Source organism: Enterococcus sp. RTP21361st1_A6_RTP21361_211029, from assembly GCF_040910045.1.
GTDB classification, from domain to species: Bacteria; Bacillota; Bacilli; order Lactobacillales; family Enterococcaceae; genus Enterococcus_D; species Enterococcus_D gallinarum.
Window position 1 is genome coordinate 1 of record NZ_JBDGBK010000020.1, and the last position, 17,500, is coordinate 17,500.

At 40.2% G+C, this 17,500-nt stretch carries 15 protein-coding genes and 1 pseudogene; 9 read left to right on the top strand and 7 right to left on the bottom strand.

The window, feature by feature from the left end; translation table 11 throughout:
• Window positions 1-251: 251 nt before the first annotated feature.
• Both AB5Z52_RS05435 and AB5Z52_RS05440 read left to right on the top strand, forming a co-directional pair.
• Window positions 252-1,406 carry a glycosyl hydrolase gene (locus AB5Z52_RS05435; RefSeq protein ID WP_288551529.1) on the top strand — a complete coding sequence of 385 codons (1,155 nt, stop codon included), beginning with the start codon at window positions 252-254 and terminating at the stop codon, window positions 1,404-1,406.
• A gap of 210 nt (window positions 1,407-1,616) precedes the next feature.
• Window positions 1,617-2,408: pseudogene (locus AB5Z52_RS05440) on the top strand (endo-beta-N-acetylglucosaminidase H).
• A 506-nt stretch (window positions 2,409-2,914) separates the two neighbouring features.
• Here the strand turns inward: AB5Z52_RS05440 and AB5Z52_RS05445 are convergent.
• Together AB5Z52_RS05445 and AB5Z52_RS05450 are read right to left on the bottom strand one after the other, a co-directional pair.
• Entirely contained in the window at window positions 2,915-3,103 is a 189-nt protein-coding gene (locus tag AB5Z52_RS05445) for a hypothetical protein (RefSeq protein WP_003125527.1), read from the bottom strand.
• 187 nt (window positions 3,104-3,290) lie between these two features.
• Window positions 3,291-3,953 (bottom strand): hypothetical protein, encoded by a 663-nt coding sequence (locus AB5Z52_RS05450; RefSeq protein ID WP_005470464.1) that lies wholly within the window; start codon window positions 3,951-3,953, stop codon window positions 3,291-3,293.
• A gap of 297 nt (window positions 3,954-4,250) precedes the next feature.
• On the opposite strand from AB5Z52_RS05450, the gene AB5Z52_RS05455 reads away from it, so the two are divergent.
• Both AB5Z52_RS05455 and AB5Z52_RS05460 read left to right on the top strand, forming a co-directional pair.
• On the top strand, window positions 4,251-4,532 hold the full coding sequence (locus AB5Z52_RS05455; protein WP_005470466.1) for a metal-sensitive transcriptional regulator: 282 nt from the start codon (window positions 4,251-4,253) through the stop codon (window positions 4,530-4,532).
• 10 nt (window positions 4,533-4,542) lie between these two features.
• The gene (locus tag AB5Z52_RS05460) at window positions 4,543-5,901 is read left to right on the top strand and encodes an MATE family efflux transporter (protein WP_288551530.1); all 1,359 of its coding nucleotides are present in this window, start codon (window positions 4,543-4,545) and stop codon (window positions 5,899-5,901) included.
• 15 nt (window positions 5,902-5,916) lie between these two features.
• Here AB5Z52_RS05460 and AB5Z52_RS05465 read toward each other — a convergent pair whose 3' ends face one another.
• The 3 genes from AB5Z52_RS05465 to AB5Z52_RS05475 are packed head-to-tail and all read right to left on the bottom strand — an operon-like array spanning window position 5,917 to window position 8,470.
• Complete coding sequence (locus tag AB5Z52_RS05465) at window positions 5,917-6,693, bottom strand: ABC transporter permease (protein WP_288551531.1); 777 nt, start codon at window positions 6,691-6,693, stop codon at window positions 5,917-5,919.
• Window positions 6,694-6,695: 2 nt separating this feature from the next.
• Window positions 6,696-7,499 carry an ABC transporter permease gene (locus AB5Z52_RS05470; protein ID WP_288551532.1) on the bottom strand — a complete coding sequence of 268 codons (804 nt, stop codon included), beginning with the start codon at window positions 7,497-7,499 and terminating at the stop codon, window positions 6,696-6,698.
• On the bottom strand, window positions 7,496-8,470 hold the full coding sequence (locus tag AB5Z52_RS05475; RefSeq protein ID WP_288551533.1) for an ATP-binding cassette domain-containing protein: 975 nt from the start codon (window positions 8,468-8,470) through the stop codon (window positions 7,496-7,498). Before AB5Z52_RS05475 ends, AB5Z52_RS05470 begins: the two co-directional genes overlap by 4 nt.
• A 366-nt stretch (window positions 8,471-8,836) precedes the next feature.
• On the opposite strand from AB5Z52_RS05475, the gene AB5Z52_RS05480 reads away from it, so the two are divergent.
• The 4 genes from AB5Z52_RS05480 to AB5Z52_RS05495 all read left to right on the top strand — a co-directional run bounded on the left by AB5Z52_RS05480 (window position 8,837) and on the right by AB5Z52_RS05495 (window position 12,841).
• Window positions 8,837-10,243 carry a hypothetical protein gene (locus AB5Z52_RS05480; RefSeq protein ID WP_288551534.1) on the top strand — a complete coding sequence of 469 codons (1,407 nt, stop codon included), beginning with the start codon at window positions 8,837-8,839 and terminating at the stop codon, window positions 10,241-10,243.
• A gap of 297 nt (window positions 10,244-10,540) precedes the next feature.
• The gene (locus AB5Z52_RS05485) at window positions 10,541-11,848 is read left to right on the top strand and encodes a DUF3440 domain-containing protein (protein WP_288551535.1); all 1,308 of its coding nucleotides are present in this window, start codon (window positions 10,541-10,543) and stop codon (window positions 11,846-11,848) included.
• A 31-nt stretch (window positions 11,849-11,879) separates the two neighbouring features.
• Window positions 11,880-12,299, top strand: coding sequence for a hypothetical protein (locus AB5Z52_RS05490; protein ID WP_288551536.1), 420 nt, complete (start codon window positions 11,880-11,882; stop codon window positions 12,297-12,299).
• A gap of 35 nt (window positions 12,300-12,334) precedes the next feature.
• Window positions 12,335-12,841 carry a ParB/RepB/Spo0J family partition protein gene (locus AB5Z52_RS05495; RefSeq protein ID WP_288551559.1) on the top strand — a complete coding sequence of 169 codons (507 nt, stop codon included), beginning with the start codon at window positions 12,335-12,337 and terminating at the stop codon, window positions 12,839-12,841.
• Window positions 12,842-12,966: 125 nt separating this feature from the next.
• Here the strand turns inward: AB5Z52_RS05495 and AB5Z52_RS05500 are convergent, their stop codons facing one another.
• Window positions 12,967-13,158: a helix-turn-helix domain-containing protein gene (locus tag AB5Z52_RS05500; RefSeq protein ID WP_353939395.1), complete on the bottom strand. Its 192-nt coding sequence runs from the start codon at window positions 13,156-13,158 to the stop codon at window positions 12,967-12,969.
• Window positions 13,159-13,251: 93 nt separating this feature from the next.
• Window positions 13,252-13,833, bottom strand: a complete 582-nt coding sequence (locus AB5Z52_RS05505) for a recombinase family protein (RefSeq protein ID WP_288551537.1) — start codon at window positions 13,831-13,833, stop codon at window positions 13,252-13,254.
• A 772-nt stretch (window positions 13,834-14,605) separates the two neighbouring features.
• On the opposite strand from AB5Z52_RS05505, the gene AB5Z52_RS05510 reads away from it, so the two are divergent.
• On the top strand, window positions 14,606-17,467 hold the full coding sequence (locus AB5Z52_RS05510) for a MucBP domain-containing protein (RefSeq protein ID WP_288551538.1): 2,862 nt from the start codon (window positions 14,606-14,608) through the stop codon (window positions 17,465-17,467).
• Window positions 17,468-17,500: the final 33 nt, after the last annotated feature.

Sequence of the window (17,500 nt, forward strand, 5' to 3'; positions counted from 1 at the left end):
ATTCGAAACGAAGTAGATAAAAAGCTGTTCCAAGCTCGAGTTACGAGTTTGGAACAGCTTTTGTCTACAGTCTGAAAGCCCTCATGAGAATAGAGGGCTTCTTTTGTTGCTATTTTTTAGTGCATTCTTTTTTTACTTTAAAGAAAAATCTTTAATTTGTTATGAAATACCTATAATTTGTTCTTAGATATTTCATTGAGTAAGCGCTAACATAAAGTGTATCAAATTTTATTCTGAAAGGATGGATGTTGATGAAAAAAGTCGTTTTGGGATTGTTTGCCGCTAGTTCGTTGTTGCTTTGTGGGTTTTTGTTTGGGGTTGAGGGATCTGCCACGACTGTTGATAAATCGGAAAAAACATTTATGGTCTATTACCGCACATGGAGAGATCAAAGTATTCCATCTGAACAAAATAATCAGATCCGAATGACAGATATTCCTTATGGTATTGATGTGGTCAATGTGTTCCACGCAAATGTGAGTGATGCAGATAGTAAAGTCTTTTTTGATGAAGTCGCCAATGTTTATGCACCAGAATTACACAAGCGAGGAACAAAGCTTGTACGAGGATTAGATTATCGCGAACTATTGAAAGTTCCTACAACGCAGAGCCAACCAACAGCAAAAGAATTTGACGATTATGCAAAGCAGCTTTTAGATAAATATATGACACCAGGAATCGATGGCCTTGATTTTGATATGGAAAGTACTTATACTACCAGTCAACTGAAAATCGCCCATGGGGTGATCGAGGCCCTCTCACACTATATTGGACCAAAGTCAGACACAGATACACTGCTGATTTGTGATACTGTAGATATCTTTTCCCTAGAGCCATTTACTCCTGTTTCATCAGCGTTCAGTTTTTTGGGTGCACAGCAATATGGATCGAATGCCACGCGGGCGGAGTCTTCATGGAACAACACGTTCTCAAAGACAGGTATCGAACGGTCTCAGTATTTAGTCGGTCTCTCGTTTCCTGAAGAACGTACCAATCAAACATGGGGAGATACCCGTGAACCTTATGAGTCCAGCAATCTCTATAGTGTCGCAAATTATGTCCGTACAACTGAAACTGGAGGCATGTTTCTTTATGCGATTGACCGCGATGGTATCCAAGGAAGAAACGATCAGTTGTTGAAGACGGACTTTCTCTGGACAAAAACGGCGATTTTGGAATCAAAAGGCTACTCTTTGGCGGAGTCGCAAGCTTTTGCTAAGCATTATCTTGCTAGAAAGAACGACCAGTTTTCCAATCGCCAAGTTCAAGAATTAAGTCAACAAATCGAACGTGCCACTTCTCATTATGAAGTGAATCGAGTGTTTTTGGCTGCTAAGTATGAAGAAGTGGTCAGCCCTGAATATGACCCATTGAAAGAAGCTGCGCTTATGGCAGCAGAACAATAGACTCTATGCAAAAAAAATCTTCGTAAATGATGTGTAAATATCTGATTATTATAGGAGGCGTTGACAGTGAACAATAAGAATCAACTAGCAGTGAAACCATCTCGAAGATTCACAGTTGCTTTTGTGGTGATGGTTCTTTTAAGTCTCTTTTCTTTGGCCGCACCGGTTTTAGAAGCTCAGGCTGCCGATCAAGTCACACCGAAAACAGTGATGTATGTTGAAGTCAATGACAACGAATTTAGAAACATTGGGAAATATACGCTAGCCGGAACGGACAAACCTGCAATCGACATCGGGATCATTTTTGCTGCGAATATCAATTATGATCCAGCGACAAAGCAAGCCTATCTTCATTTAAATGAGCAAGTACAAAAAACACTAGCCGAAAAGGAAACCCAGATTAAACCGTTACAAGCACGAGGCACAAAAGTTCTCTTATAGATATTAGGAAATCACCAAGGAGCTGGTTTTGCAAATTTCACAGATTATGCCAGTGCTGATGCGTTTGCTGCGGAGCTAGAACAAGTGGTGAAAACGTATGGTTTAGACGGAATCGATTTTGATGATGAGTATGCAGAATACGGGAAGAATGGGACACCTCAACCAAATGATCAGTCATTCATTTGGCTTATTCAAGCATTGAGAAATCGTCTTGGGACAGTTAAGCTGATCACACTATATAATATTGGTCCTGCTGCCGAGAATTCAATGTATAATGAAAATGTTTCAAAGACGATCGATTATAGCTGGAATCCATATTATGGCTCTTGGCAGGTTCCTTACTTTGTTGGAATGGGGGCCGACCGTTTAGGACCAGCGGCTGTAGAAGTAGGAAGAAACCAAGCGCAAAGCATTCAATATGCTAAACGGACGAAAGCTGAAAATTACGGGATTTTCCTAATGTATAATCTTCGCAGCACCAACTCTGCCGATTATCTTTCAGGAATCACACAGGAATTGTATGGAAAGAAGACTGTATATACAGAGACTATTCCAAACTAGAAGGATTCAAATCAAAATGAGAAATGTGTCATAGATAACGACTGTGGGGGACGCTTCAACAAGAAGTGCCTTCGCAGTTTTTTTATTCGAGGATAGGATTATCAGCAGATCTCCGTAGCTGGAAATTTATCAACAAAAGTAGAAGAAATGTTTTTTTATTGGGAGATTTGAGGGGAATAGAATAGTAAATCTTTGTTTTGCTCAGCAATAAGACCACTTGAAATTCGTAGAAGAATGGCTTACCATTGTTCTGTAGTTCCGAAAAACAAACAAGGAAGAGGTACCAGGCAAGAGCACTTGGGGAAGATTCTCTTGGGGGAAGCCTGATACATCTCCTGTTTTTTTATTTTAACATTATTTGCAAATAATGTAGAGAGATATTGAATAAATAAAATAAAAATACTTTATACATTTTGGTGTTTCAACGAAGCAACACTAATTGGGCTGCCTTTTTTCTGTCTTGGGGATCCTGTACCTAAAATCAGTTTCCTCAGTCTCTGAAAGTTTTATCCCACCAATGATGCAGTTTTGATTGAAAAGTTGCAAAGTTTCGCAACTCCTGTTTCAGAAGTACCTTGAATCAACACTGTAGCTGTATTTTCGTAAACATGAATAACGCTAACATCTTGTAAACCACTAAAGCCAATAACCTTTGCCTGATAGTCTTGACCAGGAAACACTTGATATTTTTCCATGTTTGCTCTCCTTTTTTATTTTAATTTATTCTTATTTCAAAAGAATAATAAGTAAAAAGCATAAAAAAGTAAAGGAAAACGAATTAAGAAATAGCACTCTTTTTGTTCACAATTTGTTGGTGCAAAAAAATATCTCCTCATAGAAAATAGAAAGCTGCTTCAATTTAGATAATTATAAGGACTTATGTTATTTAATTTCCAGGTAAATCAAATAGGCATTTGGCAAGGTTTTCAAGTTATCTGGTGCTAGATTATTCGCCATATCATCATAGATCTTTAGTCCATCATTTCCTTCTGCTAAATAAAGCAGCGGGATTTTTTTGTTTTTCTCAAGTTTCACTTTGCCGTTTTTGATAGTAGTCACAGCACCAAATTGTCTGTCTTCCTGTGTAAGGGGAAAGTCATAGTCGGAAAGATCGGTGACTGTTTGTGACATGGCGCCATTGGAGAATAGCTTCACCAATAAATGATTCTGTCCTTCCGCAATACCAAAGTTTAGATAGCCACTGATGGAAACATCTTGTTCATAAGTCAAAGAAGCAACTGAGTCATGAGTATTTAATTCACCTTTGCGATAGTGATCAAAATAGACTGTTAATGAGGTTGCCGTGGTGTTGAATTTTAGTTGCGAACCATATGCCAGTAGCAAACCCGTTAAATCTGGTTTATTTTCTAGTTGAACAAGCTGACCATCAGGGACACCGGCTATTTTGCTACCCTGAAAAGGCCAGTAATTGAAGTGATTCAAGAACAGACCCAACACTACAACAACCAGGGTAGGGAGGAGGATGAGAACAAGACGTTTTGGCTTGCGCGTTTTATGGGTTGTTGGCTTTTCAGATGGCTGCATGTTGATTCGCTCCTTTTAAGTTGATCTTTCTTCTTTGATTTTCTCACAGTATAGTGTTTAAAACAATATTCAAAGTGTAAAATTACTATATGGAACGACAGTACTTGTAAAAGTTGCACTAAGTGAGTTTGTTGCTGTCTGTTTCTCTCATTCATGAGCGGATTTGTAGCACCTCCGAGGAAAGATAATTGAAATGACTTTAGCAATAGAAGGATTTAAACAAAACTTTTTGACTTGGAAATAATTTTTGATTAATATAGGGGTGGAGGGTACCCCTATATTAAAGGAGGAGTCGACATGTCACATGCCAAAGAACATCAAACAGATGAATTACTTAAACGCCTGAATAAAATTGAAGGGCAAGTCTCTGGGATTAAAAAGATGGTCGTCGCTAATAAAGATTATGGGGATATCATGATCCAGTTGAACTCAGCTCGTTCGGCCATTCAAAAAATCAGCCAAATCCTCTTGGAGGCCCAAGCGGATCATGCATTGATGCATGTTAGTGAAGGATCGGATTTGGAGGAAGAAATGAAGGCCTTGAAACGGGTGATCACCCAATACAACAAGTTGAATTGAGTGACAGAATATGACTAAATTAAATGCAGATTTGCCAAAAGACATGCAAATCCAGAAACGAATCATTCATTTGGCATTGCCAGCAACTTTGGAGAATGTCTTGGAAACGACAGTGGGCTTTATTGACTCATTGATGGTTTCTAAAATCGGATTATTTGCTGTTGCAGGTGTTGGTTTGGCTAATGCAATATTGAATGTATATATAGCTATTTTCATTGCTTTAGGAATTGGGACATCTTCATTGATTTCACGAAGTATCGGCGCAAATAACCTAGAAAAAGCAAAGCAGATCGCTAAGCAATCGTTGTTGTTGGCAATCATTTCTGGTCTTTTTCTAGGAATTGTAAGTTTAGTAGCTGGACCTCAGCTTTTAACGATCATGGGAGCGACAAAAGAAGCCCTTGATTCTTCTCTGCAATTTTTTAGTATTGTAGGGGGCGGAGCTGTCGTTATTGCAACAATGTCTATTTTAGGGAGTATGCTGCGAGCAATCGGAGATACCAAAACACCAATGAAAATCGGTATTATTACGAACGTATTGAATATCGTTGTGGATTATGTCTTGATTTTTGGTGTAGGGTCAATTCCAGCTTTAGGTGTGATGGGAACAGCGTTAGGAACATTAACTGCCAGAACGTTAGGTACGATATTACTTTATAGAAAAGTACAGCACTCTGTTATCGCTTTCCCATTGTTTACTCGATTGAATAAAAGTAGTTCCAACGAACTGTTGCGAATTTCTTTTCCAGCAGCGTTAGAGCGGTTAGTGATGCGTTTGGGACAGGTATTGTACTTTGGTCTGATCGTGGCGATTGGTGCCAAAACCTATTCAGCACACACCATTGCTGGCAGTATTGAAAGCTTTGTGTATATGCCTGCCTATGGGTTGGCGACGGCTGCTGCTACACTGACGGGAATGAGTATCGGAAAGAAAGATTATGATGAGACAAAACGAATTGCTTTTTTTTCTGTAAAATATGGTGTGATTATTCTTAGTCTCTTAGGAATCGGATTATTTGTGGGGTCTCCATTTGTAGCTGCTTTGTTCACGAAAGATCCCGAAGCACTTCGTCAAATCGTGGTGGCTTTGAGGATCGATGCGTTCAATCAACCAGGATTAGCGATCAGTCTCATTCTAGCTGGCGTGCTGCAAGGAATGGGAGACACCAAGACACCGTTGTATAGTACAGCGTTTGGGATGTGGGTGATACGAATAGCAGGTGTGATAGTGTTAGGTAATATTCTGAATTTAGGTATCGCTGGTGTTTGGCTGGCAATTGGGATCGACTTGTACACTCGCTCGGCTTTTTTGGCCTATCGTTTTAAAAGAAATATCCGCAGACTTACGAAAAAAGGAAGCCCCGACTGAGGACTTCCTTTTTCATTACGAACCGGTAGAAACATACTTGCTCAGACCAAAGCGCCAAAACAAGAGGGCGGGAATGCCAAATGGCAAGCACAGTAATGAGGAGAACGCCCATAGTGGCTGCTCCAGCCGACCAATGATAAATAAAAAGGGATAGTATTGAAACCAAGCCATTGGAATGACATAGGTCAAGATCCGCAAGACTTGTTTGCCGTAGATACTAAATGGATAGCGGCCAAATTCGCGGGCGCCGTCCGTGAAAATGTTCATGAATTCCAATCCCTGAAGGGTGAAAAAAGAAATGGCGGCATAGATCAAAAAGAGAAAAAAGAATAAGACGGCACCACAGAGAATCATCAAAGTCAGAGTCAGCACTTTGATTGGCTGCCAATCAATGCCGCTTGTTGGCAGTACATAGCAAAACAAGAGCAATGCTTGCAGGAGCCGACCAATGCGAGTGAATTCCATTTTAGCAGCCAGCACTTGAAAGACTAGCGGACGAGGCCGGACTAATGCTCGATCAAATTCGCCATTGGCGATCATTTGCGGGAATAGGTCGAAACCGCGGGCAAAACATTCCGCTAATGAAAAAGAAAAAAGGACTGTCGCAAAGCACAGCAGCACTTCCTCAAATGAGAAGCCATCCACTTGATGGAACTGGGAAAACATAAACAAAATTCCCAGAAAAGCGGTAAAGGAACCAAGGAATTGGCCTAACGCCGTCAAGAAGAACGAAACCTTATATTGCATTTGACTTTTCAAATGGATACTAAAATATTTCCAGTAAAGAGACATCTTCAACCCCCCTGTACAATCACTCGTTTTAACGCACGAGCCATCCAAAACTTGCCACCAGCTACCAATACCACCAACCAAAAGAGCTGCATTCCCAGCATCTGCCACAACGCATGTCCAACCAAATCCCCGCTATAAATCCGTAACGGGACATTTTGCATCGCGGCAAAAGGCAGCAATTCAACGATTCTTCGAAAAGGCTGTGGGAAAAAAGGTAACGGAATAATGCCACCAGCGAGAAATTCACCAATTGCCCCCATCACGACCCGCACCCCGAGAGAAGAAAGGGTATAGAAAGTCGAGATATAAATCAACATCGACACAGCCACCACCACACCCAGACTTAAAAGAAGCGAGAGCATAAACAACAGTAAGACCATTAGATTTTCGGGCAAGACCAAACGATAGGGGACTGGCAACAAAAAGACGATAGCAAAAATCGGCAGGCAGCGCAGCAAAGCTTTTGCACAGCGGTTCGCTGCTGATTGGCAAAACCAACGGTTATAAAGATCCATGGGACGAGACAACTCGTAAGCAATTGCTCCTGATGCTATGGCATCAAAAATCTCATTTTCAAAAAACCATAACATGAACAATGCTAAGAAAGCTTGCTGCATCCAAACATAAGAGACAGTTTGCTGGAAGGTCATTGGAAAAGCAGTTGGATCGGTCTGATAAAAGGCGCGAAAAGCTAAAATCTCCAACATGCCCCAAACGAATTGTGTCACCATTCCAGCGAATGCTGCCGATCGATATTGCAGACTATTTGCAAAACGGATGCGAAAGAGTGCCTGATACTTGTTCATATATGGTACTCCTTATACAACTTAGCGACCATTTCTTCTGCTGTGATACTGGAAACAGACAGATCGGTGATTTCCACTTGCTGGCTAAGCTGTGTGATGGCCTGCGACACGGTCAGCTGCTTTGGATCAATCGTTAGTTCCAATCGCCCGATTTCTGCTTGGGTCACAGTGGCGCCTGCTGGAAGTGTTGGTACGATTCCTTGATAATCGATCTGCAATGTTTTGGCGTCAGAGAAGCGTTGCTTCAACTCTGTCAATTGACCATCTAATAAAATTTGCCCTTTACCAATCAGTAAAATGCGTTCTGTCAATGCTTCAATGTCCTGCATGTCATGGGTCGTTAGGATGACAGTCGTTCCCTTTTCCTGATTACGTTTTTTGATGAATTGGCGCACTACGATCTTAGACACCGCATCAAGGCCAATCGTCGGTTCATCTAGAAACAAAATCTTGGGATCATGGAGCAACGAAGCGGCAATCTCGCAGCGCATACGTTGTCCTAGACTCAAGGAACGGGCGGGGGTTTTCAACGTTTCGCTTAGATCGAGCAAAGCGACTAGCTCTTCCAGATTTTGCCGATAGACTTGCGGATCGACCCGATAAATATCACGAATCAGCTCGAAACTGTCGATGACTGGGACATCCCACCAGAGCTGACTACGTTGACCAAAGACAACGCCAATGTCTTGGACATGATTGATCCGTTCTTTCCATGGAACGCGCCCGTTGATCAAGCACGTTCCGTCATCAGGTATCAAAACACCGCACATGATTTTGATGGTGGTACTTTTCCCGGCCCCGTTCGGACCGATGTATCCGACCATTTCTCCTTCTTGGATCGTAAAGCTGATATCTTGTAAAGCAGGGATCGTCGAAACTTCTCGGTGAAAAAGGGCCTTGGCAGCATTACGAAAACCACTTTGACGTTTCGCGACTTTGAAGCTTTTGTTGAGGTGTTGCACTTGGATCATTTGGATTCACCCACTTTCTTTTTTTGCAAAAACGCGACAAAAAGAGCATCCGAAAACACGAATACTCGCAACGAGTTGGTCCAAACGAACATGGTTGGGGGCAGCGGTTCGTCAGCCAAACAAAAGTAAAGCTAGTGTAGCATAGCGAATGACTGAATTCAATGGAAGAAGGGATGCAAGCGGTAAAATGACATTCTAAAGGAGCGATAAAGGAATTATTCCTTTATCGCTCAGTTTCTTTTTTTTGTGGAAAGCCGTGCGGTCTTTATATAGAAAAGGTATAATAAATGAGAATCGATCACTTGTACACGTCAATAGATCGTATCACTGATGAGTGATTGGTAGAGAGAAACAAGGAGGTTCATGATGGTTCAACGAATCAAGAAATGGCTCGTGACGTTTGCACAAACGACCCCATTTCTTTTAAGCAATACGGTAATTGTGATTCCGTATTTGTTATTCTTAGGATTGAATGATGGCAAGAGTTGGCTAACGATTCTGCCTTTTACTTTATTTTATACATTGCGGATGACGGGGATTTTTCTTATTCGCAGTATACGTTTAGGATTAGATAGTTATACGCTGCTGATTGGCGCTTTGCTGATGGGCGGTGTGGGGGCCTTTGCCGGAATTCTAGGTGTTTATTATTTTCCATTTTTCTATTTATCCGGTAGTTTGTTAGGGCTGAGTGCCTCATGGTTAGTTCCCACGAATCGTACGGTTAATCTTCATGAGAAAAATTTGGGATTTACCAATATGACTCGTAAAAAACTGCCATTCGCATTGTTCTTACTGATCTTGCTGCTAGTGATAATGGAATGGTCAAGCTCAAAGAAGCTGATAGCTGCATTTGGCCTGTATACGATGTTTTACGTGATGGCTTATCATACAGTTACCCACTATCCTAGATATAGCATCGACTTTAAGCAGATGAATTCAAAAGTGATCGCCTTTAAAGAACTGATTCTTTTTCTTTTCTTTTTCTTGCTACTCTTTTTGCTGCGAAATGCGCGCTTATTAGCAAATATTCAATTACTTGATTGGGCGATTTATGGTTTCTTTGTCCTCTTCTTAGGTGCCGTATTTTATCTGGGACGAGCGAAGAAGCATTGGAAGCTGCCCTCATGGCTCAACGTGCTAACTTTTTTAAATGGCATGTTAGGGAATTTTGTTTTCTTATTTGGAGCGCTTTATCTAGGAAGTCTACATGGGACAGAGGCGTTGACTCGCTATTTGTATTTGCCTTATCTTGGAGGAATGATTTTGTCCATGATCTTAGGCAAACGTATTCTGCAAGGGATTTTTCCAAATACAGTTCCAGTTCTGCTTGGTGGTTTGGCTCTTTCATTGTTTGTGCTTCTTTTTCCACAAAGTTTTGTTCTTGGTTTGCTTTTATTAAGCTTTTGGCAATCTTTGACTAGCAGCTGGTTGAATCAGCAGTATGCGCAGGAGTCTTCTTTGCCTGTTGATCAACGAATGATCGCCAAATTTACCACTCAAAATAAGGGGAGTGTCACGCATCAATTTGTCATGATGGCTTTTCTACTGATTATGACAACTCTCTTTGACCGTCCACTGAATATCTTGTTACAGCTATCGGGAAGCAATCCATTATCAATGCCAGATTTGCAAGTCTTATATGATGTGAAATGGTTGAATTGCGGTGTTTTAATGGTTGGGATCCTTGTTGTATATATCTTATGGAAAAAAGCTCGAGCGAATGAAGAGACGGACGAAACAATGAAAATAAACGACGATTCTCCAATAGAATGAAGAATAATCCCACTAGGCTAGCAACTAGTCCAGTGGGATTTTTGTCCTTTGGTGGGCATAGGTTTTACATATGACACTAGTTGATGTGTTCAGTTCAAGAAAGGCTTGTGAGAGACAAATCGCTCGTTTAACTAGAGGTTAAAATAAATACAAAAAAGTAGAAATTTTTGTCATTCTATTTCGTTAAGAAAGATTTTGCAATTAAGAGGGAGACTTGTAAGCGAACCCAATACACTTTATAATAAAAGTGAATACATGCACAAATTCAATCAAAAATAAGTGAAAGAAGCGGGGTTTATGAAGAAATATTGCGATATTAACGTGTTGGAAGCCGCAGAAGAACGATTGACGTATATCTTCGATACCTTTTCTCATGTCTATTTCTCTTTCAGCGGCGGGAAAGACAGCGGTGCAATGGTCCAATTCGCTGACCAAATTGCCCGAAAGAGTGGGAAAAAATTTGACTTGCTGATTTTAGACATCGAAGCCAATTATCGATCCACTCGTATTTTTATGGAATCAATGAAGCGCTTGAAGAGTGTGGCTCATGTGTATCACTTTTGTCTACCATTCTATGAAGATAACACAACCAGCATTTTTCAGCCTCAGTGGAAGATGTGGGATGATGCCGAACGGGACAAGTGGGTCCAAGAAATGCCATCAGATGCCATTTCGTTAGCAGATCTGGATGAATCTTTGATGGAACTGTATGAAAGTGCAAATTTGAATCCGGATAAATTTTTGAAAAATTTTGCCTTTTGGTATGCGAATCATCATAAAGGCGAGCCGGTTGCCTGCGGCATCGGCATTCGCACCCAAGAAAGTCTGCACCGCTACCGTGCGATTATGAATAAGAACTTTAATTACAAAGGACATTGTTGGATCAAGCATCAAACCAATCAAGGGCTGATCGTCAATTTCTATCCTCTGTATGACTGGAAGACAGAGGACGTTTGGGGATCATACGCTCACTTTGATTGGGAGATGAATGCTTTTTATGACAAGCTTTATACGTATGGAGTATCCCTCTCCCAAATGCGAATTTGTCAGCCTTATGGTCTGCAACAACGAAAAGGACTCTCTCAATATGCGTTAGTCGAACCGGATACTTGGGAGAAAGTCGTCAACCGTGTTTCTGGCGCAAATTTTGGCCGCTTGTATGCACGGACTTCTTTGTTGGCTCATTACAATACCCAAAAACCTGCCCACATGACTTGGCAGGAGTACGCTGTCTTTTTGCTGGAATCGATTGGTCTTTACTCCAAGAATCTCCAGGACCATTATTACCGCAAAATATCGATTTTGATCGCTCATTATCGGGACAAATATGGTGTCAATGTTGAAGCAATCCCAGACGAAACCAAACGCAAAGAATGGTTGAAGAATGAAATTCTCTGGCATGATTGGAAAGGAATTGCCAAAGCGCTGGAAAAAAATGATTTCTCCCTAAGCACTCGGCAGTATGCGCTGACAAAGAAGGATGAATCTGAACTATATGCATTGGCAGCAGAATTTGGTGCGGCATTAGGCATTGAGCATCTGCCCAAGTATCAATTAAAGAAATTAAGCAAGTCGTATGAACGACTGACTAAAAATCAGTCATAGTCGATCAATTGTAACAAAGGAGATGGCAAAAATGAAAGAGCAACTGATTGTCTTTTTTCCACCCTATAAAAAAAGTCACTTTTATCAATTGATGGGTCCGTTCTTTGCCGAGCGCATTTATCAAAAACAATTTCCTTATCTCGTTAATTCTAGTGATTGCTACTGGTATGTGATTGTTGATCAACTGAATCAAGTGATCGCCTTTTCTTACTATGAAAAAAAAGCAGCCCGCATCGAGATTGGTGAGTTCTATGAAAAAGAGCCAACTGAAGACAGAAAGACTCTGCTGCTAAGAAAAATGCTCTATGATATTCGAAAAAGACATCCGGATCAAGAAATCACCGCCACAACGAACCACCCCGACGAAGTTGCGGTGTTTCAGATGAAAGGGTTCGCTGTTTTTCGACAAACGAAGAACTATTATTTTCTGAAAAGGGAGTGTTCTATTTGAGGGGGAAAATTGCTTTTCCTGTGTTAGCTGTCAAGATGGTTCCATTGAACAAGATTCACGCCAATCACTACAATCCCAATAAAGTAGCGGAACCCGAGTTGGAACTTTTGGAGTTGTCGATTCGAGAAGACGGATTCACACAGCCATTAGTCTGCTATTTTGACAACGAAAAGGAAGGCTATTTACTGATTGACGGCTTTCACCGCTATCAAGTTGCAAAAGAACGGTTGAACCTGAAAGAAGTGCCAGTGACTGTCATTGATAAGCCATTAGAAAACCGCATGGCTTCTACTGTCAGACATAATCGAGCCCGTGGTACTCATGGCATTGAAAAAATGAGCAAAATTGTTCAACAGTTAGTGGCTAGTGGCTGGGCCGATGAACGTATTGCCAAAGAGCTTGGAATGGATGCAGAGGAAGTTTTTCGCTTTAAGCAAAGTTCAGGATTAAAGAGAGCCTTTTCCAATCACCAATTTAGCCGATCATGGTCTGATTTCGAAAAAAAATACTATCAGAAACAAGAAGAACCAGAGAATACGTAAAAATCTAAAATAATACCCGTTTCAAACAAAAAGCGACTGTTGTCCTATTTTCGATAAAAGAAATTTTAACGAAAATAGGACAGTAGTCGTTTTAAATTGATTCTATGGTTAATTATCAATAGAAGTCAAGGACATCGGTTTTGCAAAGCAAACTGTTCTTTTAGGTAGCGATAGAAAGTCGCTTTTTTTACACCCGTCTTTTCGCAAACTTGTGTTACTGTACATCCCTTTTCATGGTATAGATGAAGTGCTTTTCTGATTAGTTGTGGATCTATCCGTGGTCTGCCGCCAATATTTCCTCTTGCTCGTGCAGAAATGAGTCCTTTGTCCTATTTTCGATAAAAGAAATTTTAACGAAAATAGGACAGTAGTCGTTTTAAATTGATTCTATGGTTAATTATCAATAGAAGTCAAGGACATCGGTTTTGCAAAGCAAACTGTTCTTTTAGGTAGCGATAGAAAGTCGCTTTTTTTACACCCGTCTTTTCGCAAACTTGTGTTACTGTACATCCCTTTTCATGGTATAGATGAAGTGCTTTTCTGATTAGTTGTGGATCTACCCGTGGTCTGCCGCCAATATTTCCTCTTGCTCGTGCAGAAATGAGTCCTTCTTTTGTACGTTCAACGATAATATCTCTTTCAAATTGACTAAAGGCTTGAAAGACCGTCATCATTAACTTTCCTTGCGGGGTTTGTGTATCAAAATTTTCTTTGATACTGATTACCTTTACTCCTTTTTGTTCAAAATAATAAACCAAATCGATTAAGTCTTTGGTACTGCGGCCAAGACGAGAAAAGCTCTCGATGATGATTTGGTCATGCTTTTTAACACGCTTCTTTAATTTAATCAATTCAGGACGGTTCGTTTGAGTACCACTAATTTTTTCAGTATAAATTCTCTGACAGTTATATTTTTCAAGTAAATCTAATTGACGTGAAAGGTCTTGCTGTCTTGTAGAGACCCGCGCATATCCATAAATCATTCCTGACATCTATATTCCTCCAGTTAAATAATCATTTCTTAATGAGAGAATACCCCTTTTTCTATTTGAAGTATACAGGGTAAAATAACAGATTTGTATGTTCTAACAGATAATTATTTGTTTTTCAGTCGTTTACTTATGTTTTTTCTTTGAATAGTAGGAAAGCAAACCATGAAATATACGATATATTTATCGGCCTTGAAGAGAGAAAATCGGCTGTTAAGGGAAAGAAAAAAATGATTGTTAAAGATATTAACAACTGTTTATGGAAAAGAAAAATGTTGAAAAGACAAAACTTGGCAAATAGTCTCCACTAGAAGAAGGAAGCTTATTTGTTATGTAACCCTCTATAAAAAAGTATGTTTGTTTTAAAAGAAAGGGAACAGCACGTCAATATTTTCACTAGTCAATGAAAATGTTGGTAGGTTTTATTTTTTTTGAGATGTTATGATTGATCTCGAGAAATTTGAATTTCTCAATTTTTTGTCTCAAAAACCTTCGTTTTTGAGACGCTTACTTATGGGGGACGCACTTCATCTGCGCTGTCTAGAGACAAAAGATTTTTGTCTTTATACAAAATCATTTGTCCGTTTTTTTATTTACTTATTAAAAACGAAGATTTTTGATTTTAAAAGGCGGAAGAAGGAATGCGCCTAAATAAAAGACAATAACAAATGGTCGAACGTTAAACGAGTTTAAGAACATAGTTATTGCTTAGGTAGAGTAGGTAGAGTAAGAAACTCATGATTAATATCACTAGTTTAGACAAAAGGAGGGAATGATGGAAAAAGTAAAAAAAATGGATCAACTGATTAAATTTCTAGTTGTCTTCTCCATTCTTTTATCGCATATTCCCGTAGGTATGGTTTATGCAGAGGAGATCTCTCAATCCAATAATGAGGAAAATACCGTCGAATCAAATAGGCAAGAATCAGAACAAGTAACGAATCATTCTGTAGAGCGAAACAATCCTCTGGTTCAGTTGATTGCTAATCCGCCAGAAGGAGGAAATCCTCAACAATTTGTGAGTCCAACACCTACAGGAACGATTCCAGGTATAATGGCAAGACCCAATGATAATTGGCGGTTTGTCAAGTGGGAGATTAGTAGCAGCATTGGGGTTTCTGTCGATGATCTTTATGCAGAATCTTCCTTGATCACGGTACAAGGCGCTGGTGAAGCAGTCATTCAAGCAATATATGAACGGATTCCTGGAGGAATAGTGACAGTTAGGCACGTCGATGAATCTGGAAATGAGATTGCGGATACCGTGTCTCTGAATGGCTATCAAGGAGAGTCTTATACCGCAGAAGACAAGAACATATCGGGCTGGGAACTAATGACAACTCCTCAAAATGCGACTGGCACGTTTACTGGAGCTGACCAGACCGTCGTTTTTACTTATAAGCGAATTCTAGCTGGAGAAGTTCTTGTGAAATTTGTCGATGAATCTGGAAATGACGTTGCAGAGAGTGCAACATTGACTGGTTATTACGGAGACACTTATACCGCAGAAGCTAAAACAGTCGAAGGCTGGGAATTAATTACGGTACCCGCTAATGTATCAGGAACGTTCTCGGATACAGGACAGATAGTTGTATTCGTTTATCAGCGCCAGCTTTCTCTCTGGGGAACTGTTCCATGGGACTATGATGAAGTTTCAAAAACAATTACGCTCTATGGTGGGATTGCTGGACTTGTGGATACAGCACCTTGGAAACTCCCGTCAATAGCTACTGAAGTTATTGTTGTTAAAGAAACGGTTGTCCTACCACCAAATTCAGGGCAATTATTTATCGGGGCATCCAATTTAAAGGCAATCGAAGGTGCGAATAAATTTGATACGTCTTCAGTTACTCATATGAACTGGATGTTTGGGAATGCAAGCTCCTTAGAAAGTCTTGACTTGAGTCAATGGAATACGTCCTCGGTAATTGACATGACAGCCATGTTTAATGGCACGAGTTCACTTAAAGAATTGGCCATAGAAAATTTTGATACGTCCAAGGTAACCAATATGTCAAGAATGTTTGCGGGGACAACTTCTTTAGAAGAACTTTCAATAGGTGACTGGAATACTCAACTGGTTACTACAATGAGTACGATGTTTGCCAGAAGTGGAATTATCCATTTGGATCTGAATAATTGGAATACTAGAAGCCTGGAAGATATAAGCTGGATGTTTCAAAATGCCAGTGTGAGGACAGTAAGTGTAAAAGATTGGAATACGACTAAAGTTCAGAATATGACTGGTGCTTTTCAAAACATGGCTGCCATTACAGAATTGGATATAAGCGGTTGGTCAACAAATGAGATTCCTGTAACTGTAACAAACTTGTTCGGAGGTATGTCAGGATTAAAGTCTCTTACCTTAGGAGCAAGATCCGTCTTTAGTCAATCAGCTAGTTTGCCAAATATCCCAGTCAATAATGAATATACTGGACGTTGGATTCTGTATGATTCCATTGATAGTTCTCAGCCAATAGCATTTTCTTTCTCTTCTGAGTTTATGAACAATTACAATGGCAGTCACCCTGGAACTTATATCTGGGAGGAGACTGTACCAGAAGAACTTTCTGCCGGGATACATCCAGTCAGCGACCAATCCATTTCGATCGTTGGTTATATGACAGAGTCAGCGGATGTGCTCTCAATTACTTATCAGAATACAGCGGGAAACACGATGATGATCGATAAAGATTCACCTCGAATCGAATGGGGAGATTATTATGATACACAACAACAAATCCGCTATTTTCAAATCAATTTAGCAGAGAATGAGCGCTTGGAGACGGATTCGAAAGTAACTATTTTTCTCTCAAAACCTTCTGCTAATACATTAGGAGATCTAACAGTTGATCGAGAGGTCATCAAAGGCATCGATTATCGAGCCAACAATATTACGTTGGATCGTTATGCCATCAATGATTTAGTATCAAATGATGAATTATATCAAATGATTTTACGGGAAAGTCGAGCTGAAGCGAAGAATCTACTGACTGAAGCGGACCTTTCTTCGGAAATCCAAGTGATCGAGACGGATATTACACTCGATATCAGTGTTGATGGTACTTACTATGCATTGCTTGAAGTAGGAAACAAGGCTTATCAATTTTTAGTTGCCATTGATGTGTCTTCTAAATTAGGACACTTGAAGGTCACGATTCCTACCAAGATGATTTTTGAATCACTCTATGATGAAGAAGAGAGCAACCGTAGTTTTGAAAGTGCGAATTATGAAATTCGTAATCAATCTCGGATTCGAGTTGATACGTATATCACGCAGCTTGCTATCACGGATGTTGCAGGAATTACATTATTGGCTGATGGCGAGAGTCCTCTCGATTATGTAACGCCAATACATCAGGATCAAGTCTTAGAATCGATAATCCCGATTCCGTTCTTACGGCTAAGCATCAAGTCGGAAGAGTCCGAGATCCAACTATCTGAAAGAATGCCAGAACAACATTTTGTCCGTCTGTCTCAAGGAAGTCGTGTTCCTGTTAAATTGTCGGGCCATTACTATGGTCCTTACCCACGCTGGATCACAGATGACCAACTACAACAAGGCGGATATTATGAAGAATTGCTGGCACCGAAATATCAGATTGTTCTGCGTTTCGTTCCAAGCGGATCTTCTTAGAATTTGATGATTGCTCTTGCAGACAAACCATAG

Bases quoted from the DNA above. Each gene is read 5' to 3' on its own strand.
- AB5Z52_RS05435 (WP_288551529.1), top strand. From the start codon at position 252: ATGAAAAAAGTCGTTTTGGGATTGTTTGCCGCTAGTTCGTTGTTGCTT.
- AB5Z52_RS05445 (WP_003125527.1), bottom strand. From the start codon at position 3,103: ATGGAAAAATATCAAGTGTTTCCTGGTCAAGACTATCAGGCAAAGGTT.
- AB5Z52_RS05450 (WP_005470464.1), bottom strand. From the start codon at position 3,953: ATGCAGCCATCTGAAAAGCCAACAACCCATAAAACGCGCAAGCCAAAA.
- AB5Z52_RS05455 (WP_005470466.1), top strand. From the start codon at position 4,251: ATGTCACATGCCAAAGAACATCAAACAGATGAATTACTTAAACGCCTG.
- AB5Z52_RS05460 (WP_288551530.1), top strand. From the start codon at position 4,543: ATGACTAAATTAAATGCAGATTTGCCAAAAGACATGCAAATCCAGAAA.
- AB5Z52_RS05465 (WP_288551531.1), bottom strand. From the start codon at position 6,693: ATGTCTCTTTACTGGAAATATTTTAGTATCCATTTGAAAAGTCAAATG.
- AB5Z52_RS05470 (WP_288551532.1), bottom strand. From the start codon at position 7,499: ATGAACAAGTATCAGGCACTCTTTCGCATCCGTTTTGCAAATAGTCTG.
- AB5Z52_RS05475 (WP_288551533.1), bottom strand. From the start codon at position 8,470: ATGATCCAAGTGCAACACCTCAACAAAAGCTTCAAAGTCGCGAAACGT.
- AB5Z52_RS05480 (WP_288551534.1), top strand. From the start codon at position 8,837: ATGGTTCAACGAATCAAGAAATGGCTCGTGACGTTTGCACAAACGACC.
- AB5Z52_RS05485 (WP_288551535.1), top strand. From the start codon at position 10,541: ATGAAGAAATATTGCGATATTAACGTGTTGGAAGCCGCAGAAGAACGA.
- AB5Z52_RS05490 (WP_288551536.1), top strand. From the start codon at position 11,880: ATGAAAGAGCAACTGATTGTCTTTTTTCCACCCTATAAAAAAAGTCAC.
- AB5Z52_RS05495 (WP_288551559.1), top strand. From the start codon at position 12,335: ATGGTTCCATTGAACAAGATTCACGCCAATCACTACAATCCCAATAAA.
- AB5Z52_RS05505 (WP_288551537.1), bottom strand. From the start codon at position 13,833: ATGTCAGGAATGATTTATGGATATGCGCGGGTCTCTACAAGACAGCAA.
- AB5Z52_RS05510 (WP_288551538.1), top strand. From the start codon at position 14,606: ATGGAAAAAGTAAAAAAAATGGATCAACTGATTAAATTTCTAGTTGTC.